Source organism: Pseudomonas sp. UMAB-40, from assembly GCF_900095275.1.
In the GTDB taxonomy this organism is placed as follows: domain Bacteria; phylum Pseudomonadota; class Gammaproteobacteria; order Pseudomonadales; family Pseudomonadaceae; genus Aquipseudomonas; species Aquipseudomonas mandelii_B.
Map to the genome: position 1 here is coordinate 235,872 of NZ_LT607554.1, position 25,392 is coordinate 261,263.

At 58.3% G+C, this 25,392-nt stretch carries 23 protein-coding genes; 7 read left to right on the top strand and 16 right to left on the bottom strand.

Annotated features, from left to right (window positions below):
* Positions 1 to 8 precede the first annotated feature (8 nt).
* The 8 genes from K0F88_RS07520 to rpmH form a co-directional block, all read right to left on the bottom strand.
* Positions 9 to 806 carry a ParA family protein gene (locus tag K0F88_RS07520; RefSeq protein ID WP_090177596.1) on the bottom strand — a complete coding sequence of 266 codons (798 nt, stop codon included), beginning with the start codon at positions 804 to 806 and terminating at the stop codon, positions 9 to 11.
* Between the two features lie 18 nt (positions 807 to 824).
* Positions 825 to 1,469, bottom strand: a complete 645-nt coding sequence (gene rsmG, locus K0F88_RS07525) for a 16S rRNA (guanine(527)-N(7))-methyltransferase RsmG (RefSeq protein ID WP_102594524.1) — start codon at positions 1,467 to 1,469, stop codon at positions 825 to 827.
* A complete protein-coding gene (mnmG, locus tag K0F88_RS07530; protein WP_219094713.1) occupies positions 1,466 to 3,364 on the bottom strand; it encodes a tRNA uridine-5-carboxymethylaminomethyl(34) synthesis enzyme MnmG in 1,899 nt (632 codons plus the stop codon). Before mnmG ends, rsmG begins: the two co-directional genes overlap by 4 nt.
* A 550-nt stretch (positions 3,365 to 3,914) precedes the next feature.
* Positions 3,915 to 5,285 carry a tRNA uridine-5-carboxymethylaminomethyl(34) synthesis GTPase MnmE gene (gene mnmE, locus K0F88_RS07535; protein WP_219094714.1) on the bottom strand — a complete coding sequence of 457 codons (1,371 nt, stop codon included), beginning with the start codon at positions 5,283 to 5,285 and terminating at the stop codon, positions 3,915 to 3,917.
* 79 nt (positions 5,286 to 5,364) lie between these two features.
* Entirely contained in the window at positions 5,365 to 7,050 is a 1,686-nt protein-coding gene (gene yidC, locus K0F88_RS07540) for a membrane protein insertase YidC (protein WP_219094715.1), read from the bottom strand.
* Between the two features lie 2 nt (positions 7,051 to 7,052).
* Positions 7,053 to 7,298: a membrane protein insertion efficiency factor YidD gene (gene yidD, locus K0F88_RS07545; protein ID WP_074872215.1), complete on the bottom strand. Its 246-nt coding sequence runs from the start codon at positions 7,296 to 7,298 to the stop codon at positions 7,053 to 7,055.
* A complete protein-coding gene (gene rnpA / locus K0F88_RS07550; RefSeq protein WP_219094788.1) occupies positions 7,291 to 7,692 on the bottom strand; it encodes a ribonuclease P protein component in 402 nt (133 codons plus the stop codon). The genes yidD and rnpA overlap by 8 nt, the downstream gene beginning before the upstream one ends.
* 16 nt (positions 7,693 to 7,708) lie before the next feature.
* Positions 7,709 to 7,843 (bottom strand): 50S ribosomal protein L34, encoded by a 135-nt coding sequence (gene rpmH, locus K0F88_RS07555; protein WP_003213577.1) that lies wholly within the window; start codon positions 7,841 to 7,843, stop codon positions 7,709 to 7,711.
* 566 nt (positions 7,844 to 8,409) lie between these two features.
* Here rpmH and dnaA point away from each other — a divergent pair.
* The 4 genes from dnaA to gyrB are packed head-to-tail and all read left to right on the top strand — an operon-like array spanning position 8,410 to position 14,626.
* A complete protein-coding gene (dnaA, locus tag K0F88_RS07560) occupies positions 8,410 to 9,930 on the top strand; it encodes a chromosomal replication initiator protein DnaA (protein ID WP_219094716.1) in 1,521 nt (506 codons plus the stop codon).
* A gap of 39 nt (positions 9,931 to 9,969) precedes the next feature.
* A complete protein-coding gene (gene dnaN / locus K0F88_RS07565; protein ID WP_008155702.1) occupies positions 9,970 to 11,073 on the top strand; it encodes a DNA polymerase III subunit beta in 1,104 nt (367 codons plus the stop codon).
* 20 nt (positions 11,074 to 11,093) lie between these two features.
* On the top strand, positions 11,094 to 12,197 hold the full coding sequence (gene recF, locus K0F88_RS07570) for a DNA replication/repair protein RecF (RefSeq protein ID WP_219094717.1): 1,104 nt from the start codon (positions 11,094 to 11,096) through the stop codon (positions 12,195 to 12,197).
* Positions 12,198 to 12,202: 5 nt separating this feature from the next.
* Entirely contained in the window at positions 12,203 to 14,626 is a 2,424-nt protein-coding gene (gene gyrB, locus K0F88_RS07575; protein ID WP_219094718.1) for a DNA topoisomerase (ATP-hydrolyzing) subunit B, read from the top strand.
* Positions 14,627 to 14,891: 265 nt separating this feature from the next.
* Here the strand turns inward: gyrB and K0F88_RS07580 are convergent, their stop codons facing one another.
* From K0F88_RS07580 to glyQ, 4 genes are all read right to left on the bottom strand, one after another.
* A complete protein-coding gene (locus K0F88_RS07580; RefSeq protein WP_219094719.1) occupies positions 14,892 to 15,671 on the bottom strand; it encodes a 1-acyl-sn-glycerol-3-phosphate acyltransferase in 780 nt (259 codons plus the stop codon).
* Between the two features lie 82 nt (positions 15,672 to 15,753).
* Positions 15,754 to 16,293, bottom strand: coding sequence for a D-glycero-beta-D-manno-heptose 1,7-bisphosphate 7-phosphatase (gmhB, locus tag K0F88_RS07585; protein ID WP_167362290.1), 540 nt, complete (start codon positions 16,291 to 16,293; stop codon positions 15,754 to 15,756).
* Positions 16,294 to 16,297: 4 nt separating this feature from the next.
* Complete coding sequence (gene glyS / locus K0F88_RS07590; RefSeq protein ID WP_219094720.1) at positions 16,298 to 18,352, bottom strand: glycine--tRNA ligase subunit beta; 2,055 nt, start codon at positions 18,350 to 18,352, stop codon at positions 16,298 to 16,300.
* Positions 18,349 to 19,302, bottom strand: a complete 954-nt coding sequence (gene glyQ / locus K0F88_RS07595) for a glycine--tRNA ligase subunit alpha (RefSeq protein ID WP_008155694.1) — start codon at positions 19,300 to 19,302, stop codon at positions 18,349 to 18,351. The genes glyS and glyQ overlap by 4 nt, the downstream gene beginning before the upstream one ends.
* An 81-nt stretch (positions 19,303 to 19,383) precedes the next feature.
* Here glyQ and tag point away from each other — a divergent pair, with 81 nt between their 5' ends.
* The 3 genes from tag (at position 19,384) to K0F88_RS07610 (ending at position 21,195) form a co-directional block, all read left to right on the top strand.
* Complete coding sequence (tag, locus tag K0F88_RS07600) at positions 19,384 to 19,941, top strand: DNA-3-methyladenine glycosylase I (RefSeq protein ID WP_219094721.1); 558 nt, start codon at positions 19,384 to 19,386, stop codon at positions 19,939 to 19,941.
* A 40-nt stretch (positions 19,942 to 19,981) separates the two neighbouring features.
* Positions 19,982 to 20,869: a lysophospholipid acyltransferase gene (locus K0F88_RS07605; protein WP_219094722.1), complete on the top strand. Its 888-nt coding sequence runs from the start codon at positions 19,982 to 19,984 to the stop codon at positions 20,867 to 20,869.
* 86 nt (positions 20,870 to 20,955) lie between these two features.
* Positions 20,956 to 21,195 (top strand): PilZ domain-containing protein, encoded by a 240-nt coding sequence (locus tag K0F88_RS07610; RefSeq protein ID WP_094469847.1) that lies wholly within the window; start codon positions 20,956 to 20,958, stop codon positions 21,193 to 21,195.
* Here K0F88_RS07610 and K0F88_RS07615 read toward each other — a convergent pair whose 3' ends face one another.
* The 4 genes from K0F88_RS07615 to fmt form a co-directional block, all read right to left on the bottom strand.
* A complete protein-coding gene (locus K0F88_RS07615) occupies positions 21,196 to 21,510 on the bottom strand; it encodes a tetratricopeptide repeat protein (RefSeq protein ID WP_219094723.1) in 315 nt (104 codons plus the stop codon).
* Positions 21,511 to 21,683: 173 nt separating this feature from the next.
* Complete coding sequence (trkA, locus tag K0F88_RS07620) at positions 21,684 to 23,057, bottom strand: Trk system potassium transporter TrkA (protein ID WP_150582220.1); 1,374 nt, start codon at positions 23,055 to 23,057, stop codon at positions 21,684 to 21,686.
* A 22-nt stretch (positions 23,058 to 23,079) separates the two neighbouring features.
* Entirely contained in the window at positions 23,080 to 24,390 is a 1,311-nt protein-coding gene (gene rsmB, locus K0F88_RS07625) for a 16S rRNA (cytosine(967)-C(5))-methyltransferase RsmB (protein ID WP_219094724.1), read from the bottom strand.
* Complete coding sequence (gene fmt, locus K0F88_RS07630; RefSeq protein ID WP_219094725.1) at positions 24,387 to 25,346, bottom strand: methionyl-tRNA formyltransferase; 960 nt, start codon at positions 25,344 to 25,346, stop codon at positions 24,387 to 24,389. The genes rsmB and fmt overlap by 4 nt, the downstream gene beginning before the upstream one ends.
* Positions 25,347 to 25,392: the final 46 nt, after the last annotated feature.

Below are 25,392 nucleotides of genomic sequence, written 5' to 3' on the forward strand. Positions count from 1 at the left end.
GGGATTCCTTAAGTTGCCTGAGCGGCGGCGGTGCGTGAGTTTTTGCGCTGACGACGAACAAGCTCGCCGGCCAACGCCAGGTAGGCGATAGCGCCACGCGATGCTTTGTCGTAGGCCAGCGCCGGCATGCCATAGCTGGGTGCTTCGGCCAGACGGATGTTGCGCGGGATGACGGTGTCGTACAGCTGCTCGCCGAAGTGTTCCTTGAGCTGCGCCGAGACATCGTTCATCAGGCTCAGGCGCGGGTCATACATGGTCCGCAGCAGGCCTTCGACTTTCAGATTCGGGTTGAGCAATTCAGCGATGCGCTTGATGTTATCCACAAGGTCGCTCAAGCCTTCGAGCGCGAAGTACTCGCACTGCATGGGGATAATCACCCCGTCAGCCGCGACCAACGCGTTCAGCGTCAGCATCGACAACGACGGCGGACAGTCGATCAAAATGTAATCGTAATTTTCACGGATCGGCGCCAACGCACTGCGCAGGCGACTTTCCTTCATCTGCATTTCCAGCAGAACGACTTCGGCCGCAGTCAGGTCACGGTTGGCCGGCAACAGTTGGTACCCGCCGTGCTCAGAGTAGTGCATGGCCTGAGCCAGGTCGCACTCGCCGATCAACAGGTCGTAGACCGAGTTTTCCAGCCCGTGTTTATCCACACCGCTACCCATGGTGGCGTTGCCCTGTGGATCGAGATCGATCAACAGCACCCGGCGCTTGGTAGCGACCAGGGAAGCTGCGAGGTTGATGCAGGTGGTGGTTTTACCCACACCACCTTTCTGGTTCGCTATCGCGAATACCTTAGCCATTCTTGCTTGTGTTCCCAATCATGCCGTGCGGCGCAGTATCAGCAGATGGCGTTGGCCTTGGCAACCAGGTACGGCCAGGGCGTGTTCGCTATCGAGGTGGAAGTCTGCCGGCAATGCTACCAGCTCATCGGCCGGATGAACGCCCTTCATTGCCAGCCAGCGTGTGTCGGCATCGCCCAGGTGGCGAGTCCAGTTGCTGAAGTTTTCCATGCTGCTGAACGCCCGGGAGATGATCCCGTTGAATGGCTGGGCAGGCTGGAAAGCTTCGACACGACTGTGGATAACTTGCAGGTTATCCAGTTTGAGTTCGAGTTTGACCTGTGTCAGGAAGCGGGTTTTCTTGCCGTTGCTGTCCAGACAGGTCACTTGCGACTCTGGAAACAGGATGGCCAACGGAATACCCGGCATGCCGCCGCCGCTGCCAACGTCCAGCCAGCGACCATTCTCGACAAACGACATCACGCTCAAACTATCGAGCAGATGACGGGAGACCATTTCGTCCGGATCGCGCACGGCGGTCAGGTTGTAAGCCTTGTTCCATTTGATCAACAGGGCCAGGTAGCCCAGCAGCTGCGCGTGCTGGGCTTCTGTCAGCGTGACACCGAGCTGGCGAGCACCTGTGGATAACTCTTCGGCATGTTGCGAGGTGACCAACGAACTCAAGCGCTTTGCTCCAACTGACGGCCCGCGCCGCGTTTTTTCAAATGAATCATCAACAGCGAAATCGCTGCCGGCGTAACGCCCGGGATACGTGACGCCTGGCCCAAGGTCTCTGGACGGGTCGCGCCGAGCTTGCTCTGGATCTCTTTGGAGAGACCGGAAATGTTCGTGTAATCGATATCCACAGGCAGTTTTGTATCTTCGCTGGCCCGCAGACGAGCGATTTCATCCTGCTGGCGATCGATGTAGCCGGCGTACTTGGTCTTGATTTCGACCTGCTCGGCCACTTGTGGATCTTCCGCGCCCCCACCGGTCACGGCGATCAGACCAGCGTAGTCGATTTCCGGACGGCTCAGCAGGTTGAGCAAATTGTATTCGTGGGTCAGCGGCGTACCGAACTTCTCGGAAATCGCATCGCCCTGCTCAGTGCCCGGGCGGACCCAAGTACTTTTCAGGCGCTGTTCTTCGAGGTCGATGCTTTCGCGTTTCTTGCAGAAAGCCGCCCAACGCGCGTCGTCCACCAGACCCAGCTCGCGACCTTTTTCGGTCAGGCGCAGGTCGGCGTTGTCTTCACGCAGGATCAGTCGGTACTCGGCACGGGACGTGAACATCCGGTACGGCTCTTGAGTTCCGAGAGTAATCAGGTCGTCGACCAACACCCCGATGTACGCCTCGTCGCGACGCGGGCACCAGGCATCTTTGCCCTGTGCACGCAGCGCGGCGTTGGCACCGGCCAGCAAACCCTGGGCGCCGGCCTCTTCGTAACCGGTGGTGCCGTTGATTTGCCCGGCAAAAAACAGACCGCCGATGACTTTGGTTTCGAGGCTGTATTTCAAGTCACGCGGGTCGAAGTAGTCGTACTCGATGGCGTAGCCGGGACGAACAATGTGTGCGTTTTCCATACCGCGGATCGATTGCACGATCTGCAATTGCACGTCGAACGGCAAGGATGTGGATATCCCGTTCGGGTACAGCTCGTGCGTAGTCAAACCTTCCGGCTCGATGAAGACCTGGTGGCTTTCCTTGTCGGCAAAGCGGTGGATCTTGTCTTCGATCGACGGGCAGTAACGCGGACCGACGCCTTCGATCTCACCGGCAGCGGAATACATCGGCGAACGATCGAGGTTCGCGGCAATGATTTCGTGGGTGCGGGCGTTGGTGTGGGTAATCCAGCAGCTGACCTGTTTCGGATGTTGCTCTTTGGAACCCATGAAAGACATCACCGGGATCGGTGTATCGCCTGCCTGCTCGGTCATCACCGAGAAATCCACAGAACGACCGTCGATACGCGGTGGCGTACCGGTTTTCAGGCGACCGACCCGCAGTGGCAATTCGCGCAGACGATGAGCCAGGGCAATTGACGGCGGATCGCCGGCACGGCCACCCGAATAATTCTGCAAGCCGATGTGGATAAGTCCACCGAGGAACGTGCCAGTGGTCAACACCACGGAATCGGCGAAGAAACGCAGACCCATCTGGGTGACAACACCGCGCACTTGTTCCTGCTCGACGATCAGGTCATCAGCGGCTTGTTGAAATATCCACAGGTTCGGCTGGTTTTCCAATGCTTCACGGACAGCGGCCTTGTACAGAACCCGGTCTGCCTGAGCACGAGTGGCACGCACGGCCGGACCTTTGCGGCTGTTCAATACGCGAAATTGAATACCACCTTTGTCGGTAGCCATGGCCATCGCGCCGCCGAGGGCATCGATTTCTTTCACCAGATGGCTTTTACCGATCCCGCCGATGGCAGGGTTGCAACTCATGGCACCGAGGGTTTCCACGTTATGCGTCAGCAACAGGGTTTTCGCACCCATACGTGCTGAGGCCAGTGCTGCCTCGGTACCGGCATGACCGCCGCCGATGACGATCACTTCAAAACGGGAAGGGAAATCCACCACGCACCTCGTGCCTGCTTCAGTTAGGTAATCAGGAATAGTTTGAGCTCAGGTTTCTGGACCTGGTCGGCAAGTATAGGGACTTCGCCCTTCCTAAAGAACCCTTTGCACAAAATTTAACCAGCTGTGGAGAAGTCGGGGTTATAGAAATTAAAAAGAGAGAAATTTATTAAATCTTTGTTTTTATGTTTATTTCTACTGACCCACCTTTCTGTGGATAGATCTCTACAAGCCTTTATATTCAATATGTACAGAGATTCAAAACCCTGTGGTCATGTGCCAAGGAGGCCCTTGGATAACCGGTTTAAGCCTGTGGATGAAAGAGGTGGTTATCCACAGGGGCGGTTATCTTCAGTTTTCAGGCCCTGTTATCAACTGCCCTTAGTGGCAGTTACTCACAGGGCTTAATCCACAGAAAAGTGCTGATCGAGCAAATCCCGGGCACGGAAAATCCGCTCAAGCAGAAAGAATCCGCTCGGCACTGGAGGAAATTTAAGACAAGGGAATGAACAGACAGGCGCGAACGGCCTGTCTGTGAATATCGGAAGGACTATTTACCGATGCAGAAGCTGGAAAAAATGCGTCCCAACAGGTCATCGGAGCTGAAAGCGCCGGTGATTTCACCCAAAGAGTGCTGAGCCTGGCGCAAATCTTCGGCCAGCAGTTCACCGGCGCCCGCCAGTGTCAGCTGTGCTCGGCCGTGCTCAAGGGATGCGCTGGCGTGTCGCAATGCATCAAGGTGACGCCTGCGAGCACTGAAGCTGCTTTCCGAGGTCTGCTCGTAGCCCATGCAGGCCTTGAGATGTTCGCGCAGCAGTTCCAGTCCCATGCCGGCGGATTTTGCACTGAGGCTGATGGTGACGTGGCCATCCTCACTGACCTCCAGCGCAATGGCTTCACCTGTCAGGTCAGCCTTGTTGCGAATCAGCGTAACTTTGGCTGGATCCGGGCGGGTTTCGAGGAACTCCGGCCATAACGCGAATGGATCAAGTGCCTCAGGAGCGGTCGCATCGACCACCAGCAACACCCGATCTGCCTCGCCGATGGCTTTCAACGCCCGCTCGACGCCGATTTTTTCCACCTGGTCATCGGTATCCCGCAGACCGGCGGTGTCGACCACGTGCAACGGCATGCCATCGATGTGGATATGTTCGCGAAGAATGTCCCGGGTGGTGCCGGCGATCTCGGTCACGATCGCGGCTTCTCGCCCGGCCAAGGCGTTCAGCAGACTGGACTTGCCGGCATTAGGCCGGCCGGCAATGACCACGGTCATCCCGTCGCGCAACAAGGCACCTTGCCCGGCTTCACGAAGCACTGTGGATAATTCATCGCGCACTTTGTCGAGCATGGCCAGTACGTGGCCGTCGGCCAGGAAGTCGATTTCTTCTTCAGGGAAGTCGATCGCCGCTTCGACATAGATGCGCAGGCCAATCAATTGCTCGGTGAGGTTATGCACACGCTCGGAGAATGCGCCCTGCAAGGAGCGCAGGGCATTTCGTGCAGCCTGTGCAGAACTGGCCTCGATCAAGTCGGCGATGGCTTCCGCCTGGGCCAGGTCGAGCTTGTCGTTGAGGAAGGCGCGCTCACTGAATTCTCCTGGCCGAGCCAGACGACAGCCCAGTTCCAGGCAACGTTTGAGCAGCATATCGAGAACGATCGGCCCGCCGTGCCCCTGCAGTTCAAGCACGTCTTCGCCGGTGAAGGAGTTCGGTCCCGGGAAATACAGCGCGATGCCTTCGTCCAGCACCTCTTGGTTTTCATTGAGAAACGGGCCGTAGTGGGCAAATCGAGGTTTCAATTCCCGACCGCTGATCGCCTTGGCGGCAAGGCTCGCCAACGGCCCGGAAATACGGACGATGCCTACACCGCCGCGACCTTGGGCGGTGGCGACAGCTGCGATGGTTTCCCGAGGAACGCTCATAAACCGGTACCCAGACAAAAGTGACAGATAGCAAAACGCCCCACTAGGGGGCGTTTTGAGTGGTTATCCACAGTGTAAATCAGGCAGCTGCTTTGGTAGCCGCTTCGACTTTACGAGTGATGTACCACTGTTGGGCGATGGACAGGCAGTTGTTCACAACCCAGTACAGCACCAGACCAGCCGGGAACCACAGGAAGAAGAAGGTGAAGATGATTGGCATCAGCTTCATGACCTTCGCCTGCATCGGATCCGGAGGAGTCGGGTTCAACTGCTGCTGGATGAACATGGTTGCACCCATGATGATCGGCAGAATGAAGAACGGATCCTTGATCGACAGGTCAGTAATCCACAGCATGAACGGCGCTTGGCGCATTTCAACGCTTTCCAGCAGAACCCAGTACAGCGACAGGAAAACCGGCATCTGCACCAGGATTGGCAAGCAACCACCCAGCGGATTGATCTTCTCTTTCTTGTACAGCTCCATCATGGCTTGCGACATTTTCTGCCGGTCATCGCCATGTTGCTCTTTCAGCGCAGCCAGTTTCGGTGCCACTGCACGCATGCGCGCCATGGATTTGTAGCTGGCAGCCGACAGCGGGAAGAAAATCCCTTTGATCAGCATGGTCAGGAAGATGATCGACCAGCCCCAGTTACCGATCAGCGCGTGGATGTGTTGCAGCAGCCAGAAGATTGGCTGGGCAATGAACCACAGAATGCCGTAGTCGACAGTCAATTCCAGACCTGGGGACAACTCTTTCAGCACAGCCTGGCTTTTTGGACCGGCGTACAGAACAGCGCTGACTTCAGCTTTTGCACCTGGCGCAACGGTCACTGCCGGAGCGGTGTAGCCGATGATGTAGTTGCCTTTGCTGTCTTTACGGGTCTGGACGAGGTTGTTTTCGCCCTTCGCCGGAATCCACGCGGTCACGAAGTAGTGTTGCAACCAGGCAACCCAACCGCCGTTAACGGTTTCTTTCAGCTGAGCCTTGTCCATGTCCTTCATCGACACTTTCTTGTACGGCTCGTTACTTGTCCACAGGGCGGCGCCCAGGTAAGTCGCGGTGCCGGTGGCAGTGCTGGAAGAAGGATCGGAGCTGGCGTCACGCTTCAGCTGGGCGAACATCGCACCCGACCAGGGTTTGGCGCTTTCGTTGTCGATCAGGTAGGAAACGGTTACGTCATACAGGCCACGTTTCACGGTGAAACGCTTGATGTAGTTGACGCCGTCCTTGCTGAACTTGAGGTCCACGACCAATTGGTCCTGACCGTCAGCCAACTGGTAAATCTTCTTCTCCGAGGAGTAAACCGGGCGACCGGCTGGACTTGCGTCCGGACCGTCGGTGCCGATCAGACCGCTCTGGGCCAGATAAGTCCGCTCGTTGCCGTTATCGAACAACTGGAATGGAATTTCCGGATGGTCCTGGCGACGTGGATACAGCGGCAACGTCAGTTGCGCAACATCACCACCTTGTGGATCGATAGCCAGGTTGAGCACATCCGTTTTGATCTGGATGAGGTCTTTGCTTACAGCTACTGGAGTTTCAGTAGGTGCAGTTGCACTGGTATCACTTGCGGCGCGTGGAATGTCGTCACTGACAGAAGCATTATTGCCAGTCGCCGTGTCCGGTAGGCCCGGTGCGGTAGTACTGGAAGCAACATTCTGAGTCGGCAGGGCAGCCTGGCCATAGTCCTGGTTCCATTTAAGAACCATAACGTAGGACACGATTGCCAGGGCGACGATCAGGATCGTGCGTTTGATATCCATGATTACTCGGCCATCGAAGAAGAACGGGAGGTAGGGATAGATGGAACCGGGTCATAACCACCGGGATTCCACGGATGACAGCGACCTAAACGACGAAAGGCCAGCCAGCCACCGCGCAGAAGGCCATGATTTTCTATGGCTTCATACGCGTAGCAGGAACAACTGGGGTAGAAACGACAGTGACTGGCCATCAGAGGACTAATGGCATAGCGATAAAACTGGATCGGAACGAGTGCCAGTTTACGCATCGGGACTGTCTACCCCTACAGTTTCGGTTTTGGCTGCTGGTACCGGCTTGCTACGTGCCAGACGCTTCCAGAGCTTGCCGAAATGCTGAATCAATTCGGGGCTTTCTACGTCACCCAAACCTTTGCGCGCGACGATAACGATGTCCCAACCGACCAGCGAATCCTGGTTCAGGCGAAACGATTCGCGCATCAGACGTTTGAGGCGATTGCGCTCGACGGAGAGCTTTACGCTCTTTTTCCCGATAACCAGCCCGAGACGGGGGTGATCGAGATCGTTGTTGCGCGCAAGGAGCAGGAGATTTTTCCCCGGAACCTTGCCGGTAGGGGAGTCAAAGACTGCCTTGAAATGCCGGGGAGTAAGCAGACGCTTTTCCCGACTGAAGTCCTGACTCACCTCCAGTGCCGGATTATCAAACTGCCAGACGCGCACGACCTTTGGCGCGACGACGCGACAGGACGGCACGACCGTTCTTGGTAGCCATGCGAGCACGGAAACCGTGGGTACGAGCGCGTTTGATAGTGCTTGGTTGGAAAGTACGTTTCATTGTCGTGTTACCTGGTTCGTCCACAACGGGCCGGAATGGCCCCCGTTTTAAGAGACCGGGGATTCTAGAGAAAGCAAGCCTCTAGGTCAATTTCCAACCAGCGTTTCCTTATAAATAGATCTCCAGGCGTTTTCTCGTCCGCAGGTCTTCGCTAGATATAGAAATAAAGAAGGAAGTTATTTAAAGCTTTTCTGTAAAGCTTATAAAAGCTAGGGAGGCGATCATCTGTGGATAACTACCTTTTGCCCTTCTATTCCGTGCTGTACAGAGAATGACAACTACGGTGGAAAACAGGGGGCAGCCTGTGCTGCACTGTCGGATAAGCTGTGTGTGGAATGGCTGGTTATCCACAGGCAGGTTATCCACCGAGTTTCACCTCCACTTGTCCAGTGCCCTCATGGGCGGTTATCCACAGAGCTTATGCACATACCATTGGTCGCCTTTTTGGCGGTTAACGCGTTGATAATTCATGGCCTGTGCGCAACCTGCATGTGGATAAGTGGGCGTCTGGCCGCTACAATGGCCGCTTGTTTTTGCCTCACCGGCTTTCAACTTAGGGGATATCCGTGTCAGTGGAACTTTGGCAGCAGTGCGTGGAGCTTTTGCGCGATGAGCTGCCTGCCCAACAATTCAACACTTGGATCCGTCCACTACAGGTCGAAGCCGAAGGCGACGAGTTGCGTGTCTACGCACCGAATCGTTTTGTTCTCGACTGGGTCAACGAAAAGTACCTGGGCCGCGTCCTTGAACTGCTGGATGAGCATGGCAATGGCATGGCGCCTGCGCTCTCCTTATTAATAGGCAGCAAACGCAGTTCGGCACCGCGTGCGGCACCGAATGCACCGTTGGCCGCCGCGGCTTCCCACGCTCAGGCCGCTCAAGCGCCTGTCAGCGCTCCAGCGCCAACCCAGACCGCCGCACCGACCAAGCGTGCGACACAAAAAGTGGCCGAGGTCAGTGAAGAGCCGTCTCGCGACAGCTTCGACCCGATGGCTGGTGCCAGCTCGCAACAGGCTCCTATTCGCTCCGAGCAGCGCACGGTGCAAGTCGAAGGCGCGCTCAAGCACACCAGTTACCTGAACCGCACCTTCACCTTCGAAAACTTTGTCGAGGGTAAGTCCAACCAGCTGGCCCGGGCTGCGGCCTGGCAGGTCGCGGACAACCCCAAGCACGGTTACAACCCGCTCTTCCTTTATGGCGGCGTCGGCTTGGGTAAGACCCACTTGATGCACGCTGTGGGTAACCATCTATTAAAGAAGAACCCGAATGCCAAGGTCGTGTACCTGCACTCGGAGCGATTCGTCGCCGACATGGTCAAGGCCCTGCAGCTGAACGCGATCAACGAGTTCAAACGCTTCTACCGTTCGGTCGATGCGTTGCTGATCGATGACATTCAGTTCTTCGCCCGCAAAGAGCGCTCCCAGGAAGAGTTTTTCCACACCTTCAACGCCCTGCTTGAAGGTGGCCAGCAGGTCATTCTCACCAGTGACCGCTACCCGAAAGAAATCGAAGGCCTTGAAGAGCGCCTCAAATCCCGCTTCGGCTGGGGCCTGACGGTTGCCGTCGAGCCGCCGGAGCTGGAAACCCGTGTCGCGATCCTGATGAAAAAGGCCGATCAGGCCAAAGTCGATCTGCCACACGATGCGGCGTTCTTTATTGCCCAGCGTATCCGCTCCAACGTCCGTGAGCTGGAAGGCGCGCTTAAACGCGTGATCGCCCACTCGCACTTCATGGGCCGCGACATCACCATCGAATTGATTCGCGAATCCCTGAAAGACCTGTTGGCGCTGCAAGACAAACTGGTCTCTGTGGATAACATTCAGCGCACGGTCGCCGAGTACTACAAGATCAAGATTTCCGATCTGCTGTCCAAGCGTCGTTCACGCTCGGTTGCACGTCCGCGTCAGGTTGCAATGGCGTTGTCCAAAGAGTTGACTAACCACAGCCTGCCGGAAATCGGCGATGTGTTTGGCGGCCGCGACCACACGACCGTTTTGCACGCCTGCCGCAAGATCAACGAACTTAAGGAATCCGACGCGGACATCCGCGAGGACTACAAGAACCTGCTGCGTACACTGACCACTTGATGAACACCAGCGCAGCTTATTAAGGCAAGGGACTAGACCATGCATTTCACCATTCAACGCGAAGCCCTGTTGAAACCCCTGCAACTGGTCGCAGGCGTCGTCGAGCGCCGACAGACCTTGCCGGTGCTCTCCAACGTGCTGCTGGTTGTCGAAGGCCAGCAATTGTCGCTGACCGGTACCGACCTGGAAGTCGAGCTGGTCGGTCGTGTGCAACTCGAAGAGCCTGCGGACCCAGGTTCCATCACTGTGCCTGCGCGCAAGCTGATGGACATCTGCAAGAGCTTGCCGAACGACGCGCTGATCGACATCAAGGTCGACGAGCAGAAGCTCGTTGTGAAGGCCGGCCGTAGCCGCTTCACCCTGTCGACCCTGCCGGCCAACGATTTCCCTACGGTCGAAGAAGGCCCAGGGTCGCTGACTTGCAGCCTGGAGCAGAGCAAACTGCGTCGTTTGATTGAACGCACGAGCTTCGCTATGGCCCAGCAGGACGTGCGGTATTACCTGAACGGCATGCTGCTGGAAGTGTCCGAAGGCATCATCCGCGCTGTAGCCACCGACGGTCACCGTCTGGCCATGTGCTCGATGAAGGCCGATATCGGTCAGCCGGATCGTCACCAGGTCATCGTGCCGCGCAAGGGTATCCTTGAACTCGCGCGTTTGCTGACCGAGCCGGACGGCATCGTCAGCATCGTGCTGGGTCAACACCACATCCGCGCGACCACTGGCGAGTTCACCTTCACATCGAAACTGGTCGACGGCAAATTCCCTGACTACGAGCGCGTTCTGCCAAAAGGCGGCGACAAGCTGGTACTCGGTGATCGCCAAGCCCTGCGTGAAGCGTTCAGCCGTACAGCGATCTTGTCCAACGAGAAGTACCGCGGTATCCGACTGCAATTGGCCAACGGTCAGCTGAAGATCCAGGCGAACAACCCGGAGCAGGAAGAAGCTGAAGAAGAAGTGGGCGTTGAGTACAACGGCGGCAATCTGGAAATCGGTTTCAACGTGAGCTATCTGCTCGACGTGCTGGGCGTGATGACGACCGAGCAGGTTCGCCTGATCCTGTCCGACTCGAACAGCAGTGCGCTGGTGCAAGAGTCCGACAACGACGACTCGGCCTACGTTGTCATGCCGATGCGTCTGTAATCATGCTCAGCAGAAGCTAGATGTCTTTAAGTCGCGTCTCGGTCACCGCGGTGCGCAATCTGCACCCGGTGACCTTCTCCCCCTCCCCCCGAATCAATATTCTTTACGGCGCCAACGGCAGCGGCAAAACCAGTGTTCTGGAAGCCATTCACCTGCTGGGGCTTGGCCGTTCGTTTCGTAGCACCCGATTGTTGCCCGTCATTCAGTACGAGCAACTGGCGTGCACGGTGTTTGGGCAGGTTGAGTTGGCCGAGGGCGGACACAGCGCCTTGGGGATATCTCGCGACCGGCAGGGGGAGTTCCAGATTCGTATAGACGGCCAGAATGCCCGCAGTGCGGCGCAACTGGCAGAGATCCTGCCGCTTCAGTTGATTAACCCGGACAGCTTCCGCCTGCTGGAAGGCGCGCCGAAGATTCGTCGGCAGTTTCTAGACTGGGGCGTGTTCCACGTGGAACCGCGATTCATGTCCACCTGGCAGCGCTTGCAGAAGGCCCTGCGCCAGAGAAACTCTTGGCTGCGGCATGGTACACTTGACGCCGTTTCGCAAGCGGTTTGGGACAGGGAACTGTGCCAGGCCAGCGCTGAAATAGATGAATACCGCCGCGCTTACATCAAAGCCTTGAAACCAGTCTTTGAACAGACCTTGAGCGAACTGGTTGAGCTCGAGGGTTTGACGCTCAGCTATTACCGCGGTTGGGACAAGGACCGGGAGTTAAGTGCAGTGCTCGCCGGGTCCCTTCAGCGGGATCAGCAAATGGGTCATACCCAAGCCGGACCACAACGTGCTGATTTGCGACTTAGATTGGGCGCACATAACGCCGCGGACATCTTGTCCCGTGGTCAGCAGAAGTTGGTGGTCTGTGCATTGCGGATTGCCCAAGGGCATCTGGTGAGCCAGGCCCGACGTGGTCAGTGTATTTATCTGGTGGATGACCTGCCGTCTGAATTGGACGAGCACCACCGTCGCGCGCTTTGCCGCTTGCTGGAAGACTTACGCTGCCAGGTGTTTATCACCTGTGTAGATCACGAATTATTGAGGGACGGCTGGCAGACGGAAACGCCAGTCGCTCTGTTCCACGTGGAACAGGGCCGTATCACCCAGACCCACGACCATCGGGAGTGAAGGCATTGAGCGAAGAAAATACGAATACCTACGACTCAACGAGCATTAAAGTGCTGAAAGGCCTGGATGCCGTCCGTAAACGTCCCGGTATGTACATTGGTGACACCGACGATGGTAGCGGTCTGCACCACATGGTCTTCGAGGTAGTCGACAACTCCATCGATGAAGCGCTCGCTGGCCACTGCGACGATATCAGCATCATCATCCACCCGGATGAGTCCATCACCGTTCGCGACAACGGCCGTGGCATCCCGGTAGACGTGCACAAAGAAGAAGGCGTTTCCGCGGCCGAGGTCATCATGACCGTGCTGCACGCCGGCGGTAAGTTCGACGACAACTCCTACAAAGTATCCGGCGGTCTGCACGGTGTAGGTGTTTCGGTGGTCAACGCCCTGTCTGAAGAGCTGGTCCTGACCGTTCGCCGCAGCGGCAAGATCTGGGAACAGACGTACATTCACGGTGTTCCGAAAGAACCGATGAAAATCGTCGGTGAGAGCGAAACCACCGGCACCCAGATTCACTTCAAACCATCCGATCTGACCTTCAAGAATATTCACTTCAGCTGGGACATCCTGGCCAAGCGGATTCGTGAACTGTCCTTCCTCAACTCCGGTGTCGGTATCGTCCTCAAGGATGAACGCAGCGGTAAGGAAGAGCTGTTCAAGTACGAAGGTGGCCTGCGTGCGTTCGTTGAATACCTGAACACCAACAAGACTCCGGTCAACCAGGTGTTCCACTTCAACATCCAGCGCGAAGACGGCATCGGCGTGGAAATCGCCTTGCAGTGGAACGACAGCTTCAACGAGAACCTGTTGTGCTTCACCAACAACATTCCACAGCGCGATGGCGGTACTCACTTGGTGGGTTTCCGCTCCGCACTGACGCGTAACCTGAACACCTACATCGAAGCGGAAGGCCTGGCGAAGAAGCACAAAGTCGCGACCACCGGTGACGATGCCCGTGAAGGCCTGACCGCGATCATCTCGGTAAAAGTGCCTGATCCGAAGTTCAGCTCCCAGACCAAAGACAAGCTGGTGTCTTCCGAAGTGAAGACCGCGGTCGAACAGGAAATGGGCAAGTACTTCTCCGACTTCCTGCTGGAAAACCCGAACGAAGCCAAACTGGTCGTCGGTAAGATGATCGACGCGGCTCGTGCGCGTGAAGCGGCGCGTAAAGCCCGTGAGATGACCCGTCGCAAAGGCGCGCTGGATATCGCCGGCCTGCCGGGCAAACTGGCTGACTGCCAGGAAAAAGACCCTGCCCTTTCCGAACTGTACCTCGTGGAAGGTGACTCTGCTGGCGGCTCCGCCAAGCAGGGTCGCAACCGTCGCACCCAGGCCATCCTGCCGTTGAAAGGCAAGATCCTGAACGTCGAGAAGGCGCGTTTCGACAAGATGATCTCTTCGCAAGAAGTGGGCACATTGATCACCGCCCTGGGCTGCGGCATCGGCCGCGACGAGTACAACATCGCCAAGCTGCGTTACCACAACATTATCATCATGACCGATGCTGACGTCGACGGTTCGCACATCCGTACCCTGCTGCTGACCTTCTTCTTCCGTCAGTTGCCGGAGCTGATCGAGCGCGGCTACATCTACATCGCGCAGCCGCCGCTGTACAAGGTCAAGAAAGGCAAGCAAGAGCAATACATCAAAGACGACGACGCCATGGAAGAGTACATGACGCAGTCGGCCCTGGAAGACGCGAGCCTTCACTTGAACGAGGATGCCCCGGGTATTTCCGGACCTGCCCTCGAGCGTCTGGTGAATGACTTCCGTCTGGTAATGAAGACCCTCAAGCGTCTGTCGCGCCTGTACCCACAGGAACTGACCGAGCACTTCATCTACCTGCCGGCTGTCAGCCTGGAGCAATTGTCCGATCACGCAGCGATGCAGGATTGGATGGCCCAGTACGAAGTTCGTCTGCGCACTGTCGAGAAGTCTGGCCTGGTCTATAAAGCCAGCCTGCGTGAAGACCGTGAACGTAACGTCTGGCTGCCAGAGGTCGAACTGATCTCCCACGGTCTGTCGAACTACGTCACCTTCAACCGTGACTTCTTCGGCAGCAACGATTACAAAACCGTTGTATCGCTGGGCGCTCAACTGAGCACTTTGTTGGACGACGGTGCGTACATCCAGCGTGGCGAGCGCAAGAAGCCGGTCACCGAGTTCAAGGAAGCCCTTGAATGGCTGATGGCTGAAAGCACCAAGCGTCACACCATCCAGCGATACAAAGGTCTGGGCGAAATGAACCCGGATCAGCTGTGGGAAACCACCATGGACCCAAGCCAGCGCCGGATGCTCAAAGTGACCATCGAAGACGCCATTGGCGCAGACCAGATCTTCAACACCCTGATGGGTGATGCGGTCGAACCTCGCCGTGACTTCATCGAAAGCAACGCCCTGGCGGTGTCCAACCTGGACTTCTGATCCAGTAGCGGACCTGCCAAACGAAAAAGGCCAACGCTCAGCGTTGGCTTTTTTTTCATCTTCAAAAATGTCCTCAGAACAAAAATCATCACAAATCGCGGGCATAAAAAAACCGGCTATATCAGCCGGTTTTTTTGCGCCCGAAAAAAACTTATGCACCATTTCCCAAGTTTTATGAGCTTAAGAAATATGTATATAAATCATAAAGATATGTTCATAAAACGTTAATTTTCGGTAAAACGGTACACAGGTTATCCACAGAATCTCAGACAGCCACTTGATCGTTGGCCGAGGGGGCCGCAGGAGCGGCTGGAAGCGAACCCATTTCCCGCTGCATCTGCTCGTTCCAGCTCTGCACCCGGTCATTCAGCTCGGCAATGGCGCGCGGCCCACTGCCCACGGCGTACATCGGCTCGCCGATGATGACGGTGATGACGCCTTGCTTCTTTAGCCACCCGGTTTTCGGCCAGAACTTGCCCGCATTGTGCGCAATTGGCAGGACTGGAAGTGCGGCATTGACCGCTAACGCGGTGCCACCGCGTGAGAACTTGCCGATGGTGCCATACGGAACGCGAGTCCCTTCGGGGAAGATCAGCACCCAGACGCCATCCTTCAGCAATTCATCGCCTTTCTTCGCCACATGCTTGAGCGCGGCTTTCGGATTGTCGCGGTCGATGGCGATCGGTCGCAGCATGGCCATGGCCCAGCCGAAGAATGGGACGAACAGCAATGAGCGCTTGAGCACCTGGCTCAACGGCTCGAAGTAGGCGGAGAGGAAGAAGGTCTCCCAAGTGCTTTGGTGGTTCGACTGAATCACGCAAGGCTGGTCCGGCACGTTTTCGGCGCCCTTCACTTCGTAGCTGATGCCCAGAAAGACTTTGCTCAGCCACAAGGCGCAGCGGCACCAGTACACGTTGATGAAGCGATACCGCGCCTTGAACGGCAGAAACGGCGCGATAAAAAAGCTCAGGCTGCACCAAAGCAAGGAGCTGGTGCCCAGCAGCAGGTAAAAGAGGAAGGTTCTGATGGCCTGCAGTATCGACATGGCGACATTTACCGTTGCGGGCACTGCCCGCCTATTCAAGCGCACTCCCGATCAATCCTTGGTCAGGAACAATCGAAGCACTCTAATTGTGGATAAGTTCTGCGGCAATCGCCGCAAGATCGTCAAAAATCAAGGTGCCCACCGGCAGGGTCTTGCCCAGAGTCTTTTCGCCTTTCCCGGTCTTTACCAAAACTGGTTGAGAGTCGACGGCTTTGGCGGCTTCCAGGTCACCAAGGGTATCGCCGACGAACCATAGATGAGTCAGCGATACGTTGTAATGAGCGGCGATGGTTTTCAACATCCCGGGTTTTGGCTTGCGGCAATCGCAGCCGTCGTCCGGCCCGTGCGGGCAGTAGACGATCAGCCCGACTTCGCCGCCCTGCTCTGCCACCAACGAGCGCAAGCGCTCGTGCATGGCGTCCAGGGTCGCGATGTCGTAATAGCCACGAGCGATGCCCGACTGGTTGGTAGCCACCGCCACCGTCCAGCCGGCCTTGCTCAACTGCGCAATGGCTTCGATCGAACCGGGGAGCGGAATCCACTCCTCCACCGACTTGATGTAAGCGTCGGAGTCGTAGTTGATCACCCCGTCCCGATCGAGAATCAGCAGTTTCAACAGCAGTCCCTCAGCCCAGCATCGAAATGTCGGCAACGCCGAGGAACAGCCCACGCAGGCGTGCCAGCAATGCGTAACGGTTGGCGCGGACCTTGGCGTCTTCAGCGTTGACCATCACGGCCTCGAAGAACGCATCAACCGGCTCGCGCAAGGCAGCCAGACGTGCCAGCGATTCGCTGTACTGACGCGCAGCGGCCATTGGCTGCACAGCCTGGTCAGCCTGCTGGATCGCCGAGTACAGGGAGAACTCGTTGGCGTTGTCGAAATACTTGGCTTCCACGACCGAAGGAATGGAGCCTTCGACCTTGCTCAGCAAGTTCGAAACGCGTTTGTTCACGGCGGCCAGGGCTGCGGCTTCCGGCAATTTGCGGAACGCTTCCACGGCTTGAACGCGCTGGTCGAAGTCCAAGGCAGAACCCGGCTTCAGGGCACGGACCGACAGGTAAGTCCCGACGTCCACGCCTTCGTCTTCATAACGGGCACGCAGACGGTCAAAGATGAATTCCAATACCGAATCGTTGAGGCCGGCAGCCTTGACCTTGGCACCGAACGCATTCACCGCGAATGCCACGGCGTCGTTCAGGTCGAGGTCGAGCTTCTTGTCGATCAGGATGCGCAACACGCCGAGTGCAGCACGACGCAGGGCATACGGGTCTTTGCTACCGGTTGGCAGCATGCCGATACCGAAGATGCCGACCAGGGTGTCGAGCTTGTCAGCGATGGCCACGGCCGCACCGGTCAGGGTGGTCGGTAATTCAGCCCCGGCACCGCGCGGCATGTACTGCTCGTTCAGTGCCAGAGCGACTTCTTCCGGCTCGCCGTCGTTGAGGGCGTAGTAGTAACCGGCGACACCTTGCATTTCCGGGAACTCACCGACCATTTCGGTCGACAGGTCGCACTTGGACAGCAGGCCGGCACGGGAAGCCCAGGCTGCGTTGCCGCCAATGCGTTGCGCGATGAACGCGGCGAGTTTGGAAACGCGCTCGGCCTTGTCGTAGACGCTGCCCAGTTTTTCCTGGAACACCACGTTTTGCAGGCGCAGGTTGAAGTCTTCGAGTTTCTGCTTCTTGTCTTGCTTGAAGAAGAACTCGGCGTCGGTCAGGCGTGGGCGAACCACTTTCTCGTTACCGGCGATGATCTGCTGCGGGTCTTTGCTTTCGATGTTGGCCACGGTGATGAAACGTGGCAGCAACTTGCCGTCGGCATCCAGCAGGCAGAAGTACTTCTGGTTGTCCTGCATGGTAGTGATCAGGGCTTCTTGCGGCACGTCGAGGAAACGTTCCTCGAACGAGCACACCAGCGGCACCGGCCATTCAACCAGCGCGGTCACTTCATCAAGCAAGGCTGGGGGAACGATGGCAGTACCTTCCTGCATCGTCGCCAGCTCTTCGGTGCGCTTACTGATCAGTTCGCGACGCTCGTTGGCGTCGGCCAGTACGTAAGCGGCACGCAGGTCGCTCAGGTAGTTGGCAGGTGAAGTGATGCGCACGCTTTCCGGGTGATGGAAGCGGTGACCACGGGAGTCGCGGCCGGACTTCTGGGCGAGGATCGTGCAATCGATGACTTGGTCACCGAGCAGCATCACCAGCCACTGGGTCGGGCGAACGAACTCTTCCTTGCGAGCGCCCCAGCGCATGCGCTTCGGGATTGGCAGGTCGTTCAGCGAATCTTCAACGATGGTCGGCAACAGGCTCGCGGTCGGTTTGCCGGCGATGCTTTGGCTGTAGCGCAGTTTCGGGCCGCTCTGATCGATTTCGCTCAGGTCGACGCCGCACTTCTTGGCGAAGCCCAGGGCCGCTTGAGTCGGGTTGCCTTCGGCATCGAACGCGGCCTGACGTGGAGGGCCGTCGAGGTTGATGCTGCGATCCGGTTGCTGGGTGGCCAGCGAGGTGATCAGCACAGCCAGACGACGTGGTGCGGCGTAGACGGTTTTGGTCTCGTAGTTCAGGCCAGCGGCTTGCAGGCCCTTGTCGATACCGGCCAGAAACGCGTCGGCCAGGGTGTTCAGGGCTTTGGGTGGCAGTTCTTCGGTGCCCAGTTCAACCAGAAAATCTTGAGCACTCATTGTGCAGCCTCCAGCTTGGCCAGTACTTCGTCACGCAGGTCCGGGGTCGCCATCGGGAAGCCCAGCTTGGCGCGAGCCAGCAGGTAGGCTTGCGCAACGGAACGCGCCAGGGTGCGCACACGCAGGATGTATTGCTGACGCGCAGTCACCGAAATCGCCCGGCGTGCATCCAGCAGGTTGAAGGTATGGGAGGCCTTCAACACCATTTCGTAGCTCGGCAATGGCAGCGGCTGGTCGAGTTCGATCAGGCGCTTGGCTTCGCTTTCATAGAAATCGAACAGTTCGAACAGCTTCTCGACGTTGGCGTGTTCGAAGTTGTAGGTCGACTGCTCCACTTCGTTCTGGTGGAACACGTCGCCGTAGGTCACTTTGCCCATTGGGCCGTCAGCCCAGACCAGGTCATAGACTGAGTCCACGCCTTGCAGGTACATGGCCAGACGCTCGAGACCGTAAGTGATCTCGCCGGTCACCGGGTAGCACTCGATGCCGCCCGCTTGCTGGAAGTAAGTGAACTGCGTCACTTCCATGCCGTTGAGCCAGACTTCCCAGCCCAGACCCCAGGCGCCCAGTGTCGGCGATTCCCAGTTGTCTTCGACGAAGCGGATGTCGTGGACCAGCGGGTCCAGGCCGACGTGCTTGAGGGAGCCCAGATACAGTTCCTGGAAGTTGTCCGGGTTCGGCTTCAGGACTACCTGGAACTGGTAGTAGTGCTGCAGACGGTTCGGGTTTTCGCCGTAGCGGCCGTCAGTCGGGCGACGACTGGGCTGCACATAAGCGGCGTTCCAGGTTTCCGGGCCAATGGCGCGCAGGAATGTAGCGGTGTGGAAAGTGCCGGCGCCTACTTCCATATCGTAGGGCTGAAGTACCACACAACCTTGCTCGGCCCAGTATTGCTGGAGGGCGAGGATCAAGTCTTGGAAGGTACGCACGGCTGGCGTAGGCTGGCTCACGAAATTCACCTGTTTCTTGGGCTGCGATTTAAAGAGCGGGAGTATACCCGATTCGGTCCTGCGCACGCCCCCTGGAGCCTTATGCCACGCTGCTTTTGGTGTTCCGAAGATCCGCTGTACATGGCTTATCACGATCAGGAGTGGGGCACGCCGCTACGCGATGCGCAGGGTTTGTTCGAGTTGCTTTTGCTCGAAGGGTTCCAGGCTGGCCTTTCCTGGATCACCGTGCTGCGTAAACGTGAGCGATATCGCGAGGTATTGTTCGGCTTCGACGTACAACGGGTGGCGCAGATGAGCGACGCGGAAATCGATGAATTGATGCTCGATCCGGGCATCATTCGCAATCGCCTCAAACTCAATGCGGCCCGTCGCAACGCCCAGGCCTGGCTGGCGCTGGAGGACCCGGTAGCATTTCTCTGGTCCTTCGTCGGCGGAACGCCCTTGATCAATCATTTCAAGGATCGCACCGAGGTGCCGGCGGTCACGCCGACTGCGGTGGAGATGAGCAAAGGCCTGAAAAAGGCCGGCTTCACGTTCGTCGGTCCGACCATTTGCTACGCGCTGATGCAGGCCTCGGGCATGGTCATGGACCATACGCAAGACTGCGACCGCTACGCTCAGCTCGCCAACGGCGGTTAGAATGGCCGCCTCGCGCACAGCACAAGATCAGGAGTGACCTGTGGATAAGTTTAAAGGCGCCTTGCTGGTAGGCGCTCTGCGGCTGTTTGCCCTGCTCCCGTGGCGGGCGGTGCAAGCCGTGGGCTCGGCCATTGGCTGGGTCATGTGGAAAACCCCCAACCGTTCCCGCGATGTGGTGCGGATCAACCTCGCCAAGTGCTTCCCCGAAATGGACCCGGCTGAACGCGAGCGTCTGGTCGGCCAGAGCCTGAAAGACATCGGCAAGTCCCTGACCGAAAGCGCCTGCGCCTGGATCTGGCCGGCCCAGCGTTCCATCGACCTGGTACGTGAAGTCGAAGGGCTCGACGTGTTGAAGGACGCCCTAGCCTCCGGTAAAGGCGTGGTCGGCATCACCAGTCACCTGGGCAACTGGGAAGTGTTGAACCACTTCTATTGCAACCAGTGCAAACCGATCATTTTCTACCGACCGCCGAAACTGAAAGCGGTGGATGATTTGCTGCGCAAACAGCGCGTGCAATTGGGCAACCGCGTGGCCGCTTCCACCAAGGAAGGCATCCTCAGCGTCATCAAGGAAGTGCGCAAAGGTGGTGCAGTGGGCATTCCCGCTGACCCGGAACCGGCCGAATCCGCCGGGATTTTCGTACCTTTTTTCGCCACCCAGGCGCTGACCAGCAAGTTCGTACCGAACATGCTCGCCGGCGGTAAAGCGGTCGGCGTGTTCCTGCATGCCCTGCGGCTGCCGGACGGTTCAGGTTACAAAGTGATCCTGGAAGCCGCGCCAGAGGCCATGTACAGCACCGATACCGAGACGTCCTGCGCGGCCATGAGTAAGGTAGTCGAGCGCTATGTGCGGGCGTATCCGAGCCAGTACATGTGGAGCATGAAGCGCTTCAAGAAGCGGCCACCGGGTGAAGAGCGTTGGTATTGAGTTGATTGGCATGATCTGTGGATAACCTGACCTCGCTCCTACAGGTTCGCGTTATCCACAACCCACGTTCAGCAAGGGCGCAAAAGATGTCCGAACACCGCAAATCGTTTCGCATCAAGATCACTCACGAAAGCTTCGGCGAATGCCTGGGCCAGACCCGCAACCTCTCGACGACGGGCGTCTACGTCAAGCATCCAGGCTTGTCGTCGTTGCCTAAAGGCGCGGTCGTGTACGGACAGGTGCAAGACTTACCCACAGGTGCGCCGCGAGTGCGCATGGAAGTGGTGCTGGTCGACGCCGATGGTATCGGCCTGCGCTACCTCTGATCAGTGTGCCTGGCGCTCAAGCTTCTTCAGAAACACCGTCATCTCTTTCTCTGCCTGCTTGTCGCCATGGGCGCGGGCGGCTTCCAGGCCTTGCTCCCACGCCTGACGCGCAGATGGAAAGTCGGCCAGCGCCAGATGGGCTTTGCCTAAGAGCTTCCAGGCGGCCGAATACTTTGGATCGAACTCGACGCAGCGCTGGAAATGCTCGGCGGCCTTGGCGTTTTCCCCAAGATCCAGATAACCCTTGCCCAAGCCGAAGCGTAGCAATGAGTTATCCACACCCTTGGCGAGCATTTTTTCCAGGGATTCGAGCATGGTGGATTCCTTGTGAGGTGTGTCAGGGAGGGCTACGTATCATAGAGATCGCTTTCGCGGGTGAGCCCACTCCCACAGTGATCTTCAGTGAACATAAAATTCGTACACGACCGAGAACCTGTGGGAGCGGGCTTGCCCGCGAAGAGGCCACTCCCGTCGCCCCCAATCACGGATCAGAAGAAGCTGAGCCCAACATGAAACAGCTTTTCCACATCCCGAATATGCTTCTTATCCACAAGGAACAAAATCACATGGTCGCCCGCCGCGATCACCGTGTCGTCATGCGCAATGATCACTTCTTCATCACGAATGATTGCGCCAATGGTCGTCCCCGGCGGCAAACCGATGTTCTCAATCGCCTTGCCGATGACCTTGCTCGACTTCTCATCACCATGGGCAATCGCCTCGATGGCCTCCGCCGCGCCGCGGCGCAATGAGTGCACGCTGACGATGTCGCCGCGCCGCACGTGGGCCAGCAGCGTGCCGATCGTTGCCAGTTGCGGGCTGATGGCGATGTCGATATCGCCGCCCTGGATCAAATCCACGTAAGCCGGGTTGTTGATGATCGTCATCACCTTCTTCGCGCCCAAGCGCTTGGCCAGCAGCGAGGACATGATGTTGGCTTCGTCATCGTTGGTCAGGGCCAGGAAAATATCCGCGTCGGCAATGTTCTCTTCCATCAGCAAGTCGCGGTCGGAGGCACTGCCCTGCAACACCACGGTGCTGTCGAGGGTGTCCGAGAGATGGCGGCAGCGGGCCGGGTTCATCTCGATGATCTTCACTTGATAACGGCTTTCGATCGCCTCGGCCAGACGCTCACCGATCTGCCCGCCACCGGCGATGACGATGCGTTTGTAGGTTTCATCCAGACGGCGCATCTCGCTCATCACCGCGCGAATATTCGCCTTGGCGGCGATGAAGAACACTTCGTCATCCGCCTCGATCACCGTATCGCCCTGGGGCAGGATCGGCCGATCACGGCGGAAAATTGCGGCGACGCGGGTTTCAACGTTCGGCATGTGTTCACGCAACTGACGCAGTTGCTGGCCCACCAACGGTCCGCCGTAGTAGGCCTTCACCGCCACCAGTTGTGCTTTGCCTTCGGCGAAATCGATCACCTGCAATGCGCCCGGATGCTGGATCAGGCGCTTGATGTAATTGGTGACCACTTGTTCCGGGCTGATCAGCACGTCCACCGGAATCGCTTCGTTATCGAACAGCTCGGAGCGCGTCAGGTACGCGGCTTCGCGGACCCGGGCGATCTTGGTCGGAGTATGGAACAGGGTGTGGGCGACCTGACAGGCGACCATGTTGGTTTCGTCGCTGTTGGTCACGGCCACCAGCATGTCGGCGTCGTCCGCGCCGGCCTGACGCAGCACCGTCGGCAACGAGCCGCGGCCCTGAACGGTGCGGATGTCCAGCCGATCGCCGAGGTCACGCAGGCGTTCGCCGTCAGTGTCGACCACGGTAATGTCATTGGCCTCGCTGGCCAGATGTTCTGCCAGCGAACCGCCGACCTGCCCTGCGCCGAGGATGATGATTTTCATCCAGTCACTCCCTTTAAACCCATTAACCGCGCGGGGCGGCGATCTTGATCAGCTTGGCGTAGTAGAACCCGTCGTGGCCACCTTCCTGGGCCAGCAACTGGCGACCGTGAGGTTGCTTGATGCCGGCCGCCGTGGCGAGGTCCAATTCACGGGCACCCGGCGTGCGGGCTAGGAAAGCTTCGATGACTTCGGTGTTCTCGGTCGGCAGCGTGGAGCAGGTGGCGTAAAGCAAAATCCCGCCAACCTCCAAAGTTATCCACAGGGCATCCAGCAGCTCGCCCTGAAGCACCGCCAGTGCAGCGATGTCATCCGGTTGGCGAGTCAGCTTGATGTCGGGGTGACGTCGGATCACGCCGGTGGCCGAACATGGCGCGTCCAGCAAAATGCGCTGAAAGGGTTTGCCGTCCCACCAGGTCGCGGTGTCGCGGCCGTCGGCGGCGATCAGTTCGGCGCTCAGGCCCAGGCGTGCGAGGTTCTCGCGCACGCGCACCAGACGCTTGGCTTCCAGATCCACCGCCACGACACCCGCCAGTTTTGGCTCGGCTTCGAGGATGTGGCAGGTCTTGCCGCCCGGTGCGCAGCAGGCATCCAGTACCCGTTGTCCTGGTGCGAGGTCGAGCAGATCGGCGGCCAGTTGCGCCGCTTCGTCCTGCACGCTGATCCAGCCTTCGGCGAAGCCTGGCAGGCTGCGCACGTCGGCGGCGGCTTCGAGGATGATGCCGTCCTGACTGTAAACGCATGGCGTAGCGGCGATGCCGGCCTCAGTCAGCAGCCCAAGGTAAGCGTCGCGAGTGTGGTGGCGGCGGTTGACTCGCAGAATCATCGGCGGATGCGCGTTGTTCGCTGTGCAAATGGATTCCCACTGCTCAGGCCAGAATGCCTTGAGGGATTTTTGCAGCCAACGCGGGTGCGCGGTGCGAACCACCGGGTCGTGTTCCAGCTCGGCTAGCAGCGCTTCGCTTTCCCGCTGGGCGCGGCGCAACACGGCATTGAGCAAAGCCTTGGCCCAAGGCTTTTTCAGCTTGTCGGCGCAACCGACGGTTTCGCCAATGGCGGCGTGGGCCGGGACGCGGGTGTAGAGCAGTTGATAGAGGCCGACCAGCAGCAGCGCCTCGACATCGGCGTCCGCAGCCTTGAACGGCTTCTGCAGCAACTTGGCCGCCAGCGCCGACAAACGTGGCTGCCAGCGCGCGGTGCCAAACGCCAGATCCTGAGTGAAGCCGCGATCACGGTCTTCAACCTTGTCCATTTGTGGCGGCAACGAACTGTTGAGTGAGGCTTTTCCGTTAAGAACAGCGGCGAGTGCCTTGGCGGCGGCCAGACGTGGATTCATTGAGCGTCCGCCGCTTGACCGAGCAAGGTGCCGACGGCGAATTTCTCACGACGGCTGTTGAACAAGTCGCTGAAGTTCAGCGCCTTGCCGCCGGGCAATTGCAGACGAGTCAGACAAAGTGCTTGCTCACCGCAGGCGACGATCAAGCCGTCCTTGCTGGCGCTGAGGATTTGCCCCGGTGCGCCCTGCCCTTCGGCGAGGCTCGCGGCCAGCACTTTCAGCGCTTCGCTGTTCAGCGTGCTATAGGTGATCGGCCACGGGTTGAAGGCGCGGACCAGGCGTTCCAGCTCAACCGCCGGACGGCTCCAGTCGATGCGTGCTTCGTCTTTGTTCAATTTGTGAGCGTAGGTGGCAAGACTGTCATCCTGCACTTCGCCTTCCAGCGTTCCGGCGGCGAGGCCGGCAATCGCCTGGATCACGGCCGGTGGACCCATTTCGGCGAGACGGTCGTGGAGGCTGCCACCGGTGTCTTCGGCGGTGATCGGCGTGGTGACTTTTAGCAGCATCGGCCCGGTGTCGAGGCCAAGTTCCATGCGCATCACGGTCACGCCGCTTTCGCTGTCGCCCGCTTCGACCGCACGCTGGATCGGCGCCGCCCCGCGCCAGCGCGGCAGCAACGAAGCGTGGCTGTTGATGCAACCCAGGCGCGGAATATCCAGCACCGCTTGCGGCAGGATCAAGCCATAGGCGACCACCACCAGCAAGTCCGGCTTGAGTGCGGCCAGTTCAGCCTGGGCGTCTTCGTTGCGCAGCGTCGGCGGCTGCAACACCTGAATGTTGTTTTCCAGCGCGAGTTGCTTGACCGGGCTTGGCATCAGCTTTTGCCCACGGCCCGCCGGACGATCCGGCTGGGTGTAAACCGCGACGACTTCGTAAGGGCTGGCGAGCAGGGCCTTGAGGTGTTCGGCGGCGAATTCCGGGGTGCCGGCAAAGACGATGCGCAGTGGCTCAGTCATGGGAGCAATCTCTGAAAAGAAAAAGGCTTGCCGCAGCAAGCCTTTG

Bases quoted from the DNA above. Each gene is read 5' to 3' on its own strand.
- K0F88_RS07520 (WP_090177596.1), bottom strand. From the start codon at position 806: ATGGCTAAGGTATTCGCGATAGCGAACCAGAAAGGTGGTGTGGGTAAA.
- mnmE (WP_219094714.1), bottom strand. From the start codon at position 5,285: ATGAGCGTTCCTCGGGAAACCATCGCAGCTGTCGCCACCGCCCAAGGT.
- yidC (WP_219094715.1), bottom strand. From the start codon at position 7,050: ATGGATATCAAACGCACGATCCTGATCGTCGCCCTGGCAATCGTGTCC.
- yidD (WP_074872215.1), bottom strand. From the start codon at position 7,298: ATGCGTAAACTGGCACTCGTTCCGATCCAGTTTTATCGCTATGCCATT.
- rpmH (WP_003213577.1), bottom strand. From the start codon at position 7,843: ATGAAACGTACTTTCCAACCAAGCACTATCAAACGCGCTCGTACCCAC.
- dnaN (WP_008155702.1), top strand. From the start codon at position 9,970: ATGCATTTCACCATTCAACGCGAAGCCCTGTTGAAACCCCTGCAACTG.
- recF (WP_219094717.1), top strand. From the start codon at position 11,094: ATGTCTTTAAGTCGCGTCTCGGTCACCGCGGTGCGCAATCTGCACCCG.
- K0F88_RS07580 (WP_219094719.1), bottom strand. From the start codon at position 15,671: ATGTCGATACTGCAGGCCATCAGAACCTTCCTCTTTTACCTGCTGCTG.
- glyS (WP_219094720.1), bottom strand. From the start codon at position 18,352: ATGAGTGCTCAAGATTTTCTGGTTGAACTGGGCACCGAAGAACTGCCA.
- tag (WP_219094721.1), top strand. From the start codon at position 19,384: ATGCCACGCTGCTTTTGGTGTTCCGAAGATCCGCTGTACATGGCTTAT.
- K0F88_RS07610 (WP_094469847.1), top strand. From the start codon at position 20,956: ATGTCCGAACACCGCAAATCGTTTCGCATCAAGATCACTCACGAAAGC.
- K0F88_RS07615 (WP_219094723.1), bottom strand. From the start codon at position 21,510: ATGCTCGAATCCCTGGAAAAAATGCTCGCCAAGGGTGTGGATAACTCA.
- trkA (WP_150582220.1), bottom strand. From the start codon at position 23,057: ATGAAAATCATCATCCTCGGCGCAGGGCAGGTCGGCGGTTCGCTGGCA.
- rsmB (WP_219094724.1), bottom strand. From the start codon at position 24,390: ATGAATCCACGTCTGGCCGCCGCCAAGGCACTCGCCGCTGTTCTTAAC.
- fmt (WP_219094725.1), bottom strand. From the start codon at position 25,346: ATGACTGAGCCACTGCGCATCGTCTTTGCCGGCACCCCGGAATTCGCC.